The sequence below is a fragment of the Allobosea sp. RIT-PG3_2 genome (genome assembly GCF_057321085.1).
On record NZ_JBXWCA010000009.1, the window covers coordinates 230,489 to 236,488 of the forward strand.

The following is a 6,000-nucleotide window of genomic DNA, read 5'->3' on the forward strand; positions in this document are numbered from 1 at the left end:
GCGCCGCCTTGCTGGGTTCATCGGGCCAGATCTCCTGGGCAGTCTTGCCAGGCGTGATCGCCTCCTTCTCCGCTCCGTGTTCCGCTGCTTGGGTGCGGGCACGAGGAAGGCATCGACGATCTGACCCGACATCGGGATGTAGCCCTTCTTCTGCAGTTGCCAGTCGGAGGCCTTCATCGCCCGCCGCAGCGTGCCGGTTCAGCCAGTCTGTTGCGGAAGTGCCGGATCGTGTTCTCGTCGGGCGTCGGAGCGCCAAGATCGAGTGCAGGCAACGCATCCAGGACAGGCGGTCCCCGCGTCGCTCAGATTATGCTGCGCCTGAAGGATCAGCGCCTTGAACATCGAGATCGGAAGGTCCGCTTTCGGGCAGCGAACTAGGTGCCGCTATTGGCGCTAGGTAGTAGTTGGTCGCGGTACGCTCACGAGGTCGATACAATGATCGTCTCGCGCAGGTGGCTGACGAACATCGCAGGAAGTCTCGGCAGCGGACGCCCGCTCTTCTTGACAAGACTGATAGGCCTGACGAAGCCTGCTGCTTCTATCGGGCGCGAGGATAGGGTCGGGAAGGCTTCGATCTCCTTTGCGGATGAGGGCAGGAAAGTGATGCCCAGGCCCGCGTCCACCATGCCGGCAGCAGTCATCATGTAGGTCGCTTCCCCAGCCGCTGTCGGGATCAGACCGGCTGTATGGAAGCCCGCCTCGACCACCGCCCGGACGCTGGTATCGGGATGCATCATGATCAGCGGATAACGAAGCAACAGGTCGGGCGTTATCGTTTGCGCCTCAGCAAGCGGGTGGGCGAGCGGGAAGACGACATGCATGCTGTCCTCGAGAGCCAGCAGCACGTCGACGTCAGCCATGTTCGTCGGACCGCCGGTTATTCCAAGGTCGACTTCCTCTGCGTCCACCAAGGACAGGATGCGGCGTGCGATGACATCCCTTATGCGGAAATCGGCCCCGGGATGAGCGGCGCGAAAGGATTTGATGGCTTTTGGCAGAAGGCCAGCGGCAGCGGTCGGCAGCGCGGCGATCTTCACGAGCCCCTGGTAGTCGGTGCCCTGGCTTCGTACGTCGCCGACGATGCCGTCCAGCTCTTGGACCAATCGTCCCAGGACAGGCAGCAAGTCCCGCCCCGCCTGGGTCAGGGTGACGGAACGCGAAGTTCGATCAAAGAGACGGACCGTCAGCGTCTCTTCGAGTTTCCGGATCTGCACCGTCAAGGTTGGCTGGGCGACATGCAGCAACGCCGCGGCGCGCGTGAAACTGCTCAGCCGTGCGACGGCCACGAACGCTTTGATCTGACGCAGGCTGAGATCCATAGTGAAAAGCTATTTTAGTAATTGAATTATTTCAATTGATTAATCGCTGTGCTGCCCGCAGCCTGCGCGACATGAGAACGATCAGAATTGGTGCAGGGGCAGGTTTCGCGGGGGATCGCATCGAGCCCGCCCTTGAGCTCGCCCGGCATGGGTGTCTGGACTACCTCGTGTTCGAATGCCTCGCCGAGAGGACAATCGCTCTGGCCCAACAGGCGCGGCTCGCCGATGCGTCCAAGGGTTACGATCCTCTGCTCGAGCGACGCATGCTGGCCGTGCTTCGGCCGTGCCAGGAGGCGGGTACGCGGATCGTGACCAATATGGGGGCCGCCAATCCGCTGGCGGCCGCGGAGCTCGTCCGCGATGTGGCCCGGCGGCAGGGCTTGTCTGGCCTCAAGGTTGCGGCGGTCACCGGCGACGACATCCTCGAAACGATACGTCGCAGCGACATCGCCCTCCTGGAGGGCGGCTCGCTGTCGGATCTCTATGATCGCGTGATCTCGGCCAACGCTTATATCGGCGGGCACCCGATTGCCGAGGCTCTGGCCGCTGGGGCGGATGTCGTGGTGACGGGCCGCGCAGCCGATCCCGCCCTGTTCCTTGGCCCGTTGATCCATGCATTCGGCTGGGCGGCGGACGATTGGGAGAAGCTCGGCAAGGGGGTTCTCGCCGGCCATCTGCTCGAATGCGCGGGACAGATCACCGGCGGCTATTTCGCCGATCCCGGAGTCAAGGATGTCCCCAATCTGGCACGTCTGGGATTTCCAATCGGGGAGGTCGGCGAGAGCGGCGACCTTGTCGTGACGAAGCTCGACACGGCGGGTGGAGCGGTGACAACGGCCACGGTGAAGGAGCAGCTGCTCTACGAGATCGAGGACCCGGCGCGCTATCTCCAGCCTGACGTCGTCGCGGATTTCTCGCATGTGCGCGTACGCTGCGCGGGGCGGGACCGCGTGGCCGTCGAAGGCGGAAGCGGAGAGCCCAGCACCGGCTCTCTCAAGGTCTCCATCGGCTATCGGGATGGTTTTGTCGGCGAGGGGCAGATTTCCTACGCAGGCAGCAGTGCGGTCGAACGTGCTCGCCTGGCGCTCGATATCGTACGCGAACGCCTGGCGCTCTGCGGTATCCCCATGACGGAAGCGCGCTTCGATCTGATCGGTGTCGACGCATTGCACGGCGCCGAGCTCTCGCGCCGGAGCGAACCTTACGAGGTCCGCATCCGTGTCGCCGCGCGCACCGAAGCCGCGGATGATGCGAGGGCGATCGGAGATGAGGTCGAGGCGCTCTACACAAACGGCCCGGCCGGAGGTGGCGGGTGCTGGAAGTCGGTCAGACCCATCGTAGCGATCGCATCGGCGCTGGTGCCCAAAACCATGGTGTCGACCCAGCTCAGCTTCTTCGAGGCCTGACGTCATGAAGCTTCGCCAGATTGCGCATTCCCGGACCGGCGACAAGGGCAACGTCGCAACCATCTCCGTCATCGCCTTCGACGAACGCGACTACCCCTTCATCGCCGAGCACGTTACGGCCGCGCTCGTAGCCGAACGTTTCCGCGGGATCGCGACCTGTCCTGTCACGCGCTACGAACTACCCACCCTGTGCGCCCTGAACTTCGTCATGCGCGGCGCCTTGGGCGGCGGCGTCACGCGCTCTCTGGCGCTCGACGCCCATGGCAAGGGCCTCAGTTCCGCATTGCTCGATCTCGATCTGCCGGAACCGCCTCGCTTGGCGGATGACGGGCGCTGAAAAAACGAAAACAAACGCAAAGAGGGAACGAAATGGCCACAAGACGCGCATTCCTCGCCGGCATGACAACAGCTTTGTGCATGCCGTCCATCGCGCGAGCCCAGGGCGCTTCGGTCCTGAAATTCGCGCCGCAATCCGACGTGGCGATCCTCGACCCGATCATGAGCGTGTCCTACGTCACGCGAAACCACGCGATGTTGATCTTCGACACACTGTACGGAGCCGACGAGCACAATCGCGCCCAGCCGCAGATGATCGAGGGCCACCTTGTGGAGCAGGACGGGCGGCAGTGGACGCTCACTCTGCGGGAAGGCTTGCGTTTCCACGACGGTTCGCCGGTCCTGGCCCGCGATGTCGTCGCGAGCGTGAAGAGATGGTGGAAGCGCGACAATGTCGGCCAGGTTCTGGCGGCGCTCACAGACGAACTTTCGGCCGTCTCGGACCGGGCCGTGCGTTTTCGGTTGAAAGCTCCTTTCCCGATGCTGCCAGACGCTTTGGGAAAATTCGGGACCAACAATGCCGTCATCATGCCGGAGCGGCTGGCCCTGACGGAGGCGACCGTCCAGGTGACGGAGATGACCGGCAGCGGACCCTATCGTTTCGTCGCCGGAGAGAGGGTGCCGGGCAGCCGTCTCGTCTATGAGAAATTTGCGGACTACGTACCGCGCCAAAGCGGGCAGACGAGCGCGCTGGCCGGCCCCAAGGTCGCCCATTTCGACAGGGTCGAGTGGGTGGTCATGCCGGATGTCGCCACAGCGGCCTCGGCCCTGCAGACGGGAGAGATCGACTGGTGGGAACAGCCCGCCTCCGATTACTGGGACCTGCTGGCGGCCAAGGGCAACGTCAAGCTCGACCTGATCGACACCTTCGGGTCGGCCGGCGTCATCCGCTTCAACTTCCTGCAGGGGCCGACGAGCAATGCGCGCATCCGGCAGGCCGCGCTGGCGGCCATCAGCCAGAAAGACGTCATGACTGCCGTCATCGGCGAGGACTCCAAGCACTGGCGGGACAAGGTCGGATATTTCCTGCCCGACACGCCGATGGCCAGTCCCGTTAATCCTGCTGCGCAGAAGGAGCCGCCGGATCGGGGTCTCGTCCAACGATTGCTGAAGGAGGGCGGCTACAAAGGCGAGCCTCTGGTCTTCCTGGTGCCGGGTGACGTCGCGTCGATCAAGGCCCAGGGCGAGGTGGTGACGGACGCGCTGAAGCAGGCCGGCTTCAACATCGACATGCAGTTGATGGATTGGGGCACGGTGCTGGCCCGCGCCAATAACCGGCAGGCCCCCGACAAGGGCGGCTGGCATCTGGTGGGAACCTTCACGGCCGGCGTCGGCCTGCTCAACCCGTCGAGCAACAACTTCCTGCGCGGGAGCGGCACTTCCGCGATCTTCGGATGGTCCGATATCCCGCGCCTGGAGGAGCTGCGCATGGACTGGTTCCGGGCCGCGGACGAAAAGGCCCAGGCTGCGATCTGCGCCGAAATCCAGCGGGTGGCCTATGAGACGGTGCCCTATGCGCCGACCGGCCTTTACTATCAGCAGACGGCTTACCGCAGCAATCTGACAGGCGTGCAGAAGGGCTTGCCGCTGTTCTACGGGGTGCGCCGGACATGAGCCAAAGCAAGGCAGAGCCGCGTCGCTACGTCCCGAGAGGCGAGGATTTCCTCCTGCTTTCGCCAACGTGGCAGGCCTACGCCTATCGCAACGTCGACAGCATGTTCGCGACGCGCACCATCGCGCGCGGGCCTCATGCGTTCCCGCTCGTCCGGGCAGCCGAGATCGCTCCCGAATACGAGGTGGGGGAAGAACGATACGGGGTCGATGACTACATCCATCGTGCCAATGTCGCCGGCCTTCTCGTCTTGCAGGGCGACAAGATCCGGCTCGAACGCTACGCGCTGGGCCTGGAGGAGCATCTGCGTTGGTCGTCCATGTCGATGATCAAGTCGCTGACATCGACGCTGGTCGGCGTGGCATTGCGGGACGGCGCCATTTCGAGCCTGGAGGATGCGGTCTCGCATTACCTCCCGGCGCTCCGCGGCAGCGCTTATGACACCGTCAGCGTGCGCGATCTGATCACCATGTCGTCCGGTATGGACTGGAATGAGGACTATACGGACCGAAACTCCCATGTGAACCGCTACAGCAAGTCGCTCGGCGACAAGGTTCCCGGAGGCGTTCTGGAGCTGATGAGGAGCGTGAGCAGCCTGCATACGCCAAGCACGCAGTTCCTATATAACACCGGCGATACCTATGTTCTCGGAGCCCTGCTCTCGGCGGCCACGGGCCAAACCCTGGCCGACTATATGTCGAGCAAGATCTGGGCGCGGTTTGGCATGGAGTTCGATGCGTTCTACACGCTCGAATCCGAAGGCGGCCAGGAGATAGGCGGCAGCCGGGCAGGCATGGCGCTTCGGGATTTTGGTCGGTTCGGCCTGTTCTTGCTTCGCGACGGCATGATCGGCAGCGAGAGGATCCTGCCGGAAAACTGGCTCGACGACGCGGGATCGCGCATCTTTGCCGTCGATCCGTCGACGAACAGCTACGGCGCCGACGGTTATGGCTACAGCTGGTGGATCGACCCTGACGGTTCCATGGTCGCAGCAGGTTTCGCCGGGCAGACGCTGTATGTGAACCGCAAGGCCGACATCGTCATCGTGACCCTGTCATGCCAGCCTCAGCCTCCGTTCGCGGCCAGCTACGACATCGATATCAAGGCCGAGCATTTTGCCTTCAAGGATGCGGTGCTCGGCAGCCTCCGGTCGGCCGGCTGACGCGGCGGCCGAAGCCGACTTGGCCCTCATTTCCGTGCGGCAGCAAAGACCTGAAGCGCCGTGGTGCAAGCGAAGGCGCCTGTGACCGATTTCTTTTGCTGGACCTTCGGACCCTGGCGCCTGCCAAGCCGGTCGCCTGGACCTGTTGTGGCTTAATGGTGGAAC

At 63.6% G+C, this 6,000-nt stretch carries 5 protein-coding genes; 4 read left to right on the forward strand and 1 reads right to left on the reverse strand.

The genetic code is table 11. From position 1 onward, the window contains the following. Nucleotides 1-419: 419 nt before the first annotated feature. Nucleotides 420-1,319: a LysR family transcriptional regulator gene (locus AC2FAN_RS22680; RefSeq protein WP_485176423.1), complete on the reverse strand. Its 900-nt coding sequence runs from the start codon at nucleotides 1,317-1,319 to the stop codon at nucleotides 420-422. Nucleotides 1,320-1,390: 71 nt separating this feature from the next. Between AC2FAN_RS22680 and AC2FAN_RS22685 the strand changes: the two genes are divergently transcribed. Genes AC2FAN_RS22685 through AC2FAN_RS22700 form a run of 4 tightly spaced genes read left to right on the forward strand, consistent with a single transcriptional unit; the run spans nucleotide 1,391 to nucleotide 5,835 of the window. Then, the gene (locus AC2FAN_RS22685) at nucleotides 1,391-2,725 is read left to right on the forward strand and encodes an acyclic terpene utilization AtuA family protein (protein WP_485176424.1); all 1,335 of its coding nucleotides are present in this window, start codon (nucleotides 1,391-1,393) and stop codon (nucleotides 2,723-2,725) included. 4 nt (nucleotides 2,726-2,729) lie between these two features. After that, entirely contained in the window at nucleotides 2,730-3,062 is a 333-nt protein-coding gene (locus AC2FAN_RS22690) for an AtuA-related protein (protein WP_485176425.1), read from the forward strand. A 32-nt stretch (nucleotides 3,063-3,094) separates the two neighbouring features. Continuing rightward, on the forward strand, nucleotides 3,095-4,675 hold the full coding sequence (locus AC2FAN_RS22695; protein ID WP_485176426.1) for an ABC transporter substrate-binding protein: 1,581 nt from the start codon (nucleotides 3,095-3,097) through the stop codon (nucleotides 4,673-4,675). Further along, nucleotides 4,672-5,835, forward strand: coding sequence for a serine hydrolase domain-containing protein (locus AC2FAN_RS22700; protein ID WP_485176427.1), 1,164 nt, complete (start codon nucleotides 4,672-4,674; stop codon nucleotides 5,833-5,835). The genes AC2FAN_RS22695 and AC2FAN_RS22700 overlap by 4 nt, the downstream gene beginning before the upstream one ends. Nucleotides 5,836-6,000: the final 165 nt, after the last annotated feature.

Coding starts and splice junctions, on each gene's coding strand:
- AC2FAN_RS22680 (WP_485176423.1), bottom strand. CDS start 1,319: ATGGATCTCAGCCTGCGTCAGATCAAAGCGTTCGTGGCCGTCGCACGG.
- AC2FAN_RS22685 (WP_485176424.1), top strand. CDS start 1,391: ATGAGAACGATCAGAATTGGTGCAGGGGCAGGTTTCGCGGGGGATCGC.
- AC2FAN_RS22690 (WP_485176425.1), top strand. CDS start 2,730: ATGAAGCTTCGCCAGATTGCGCATTCCCGGACCGGCGACAAGGGCAAC.
- AC2FAN_RS22695 (WP_485176426.1), top strand. CDS start 3,095: ATGGCCACAAGACGCGCATTCCTCGCCGGCATGACAACAGCTTTGTGC.
- AC2FAN_RS22700 (WP_485176427.1), top strand. CDS start 4,672: ATGAGCCAAAGCAAGGCAGAGCCGCGTCGCTACGTCCCGAGAGGCGAG.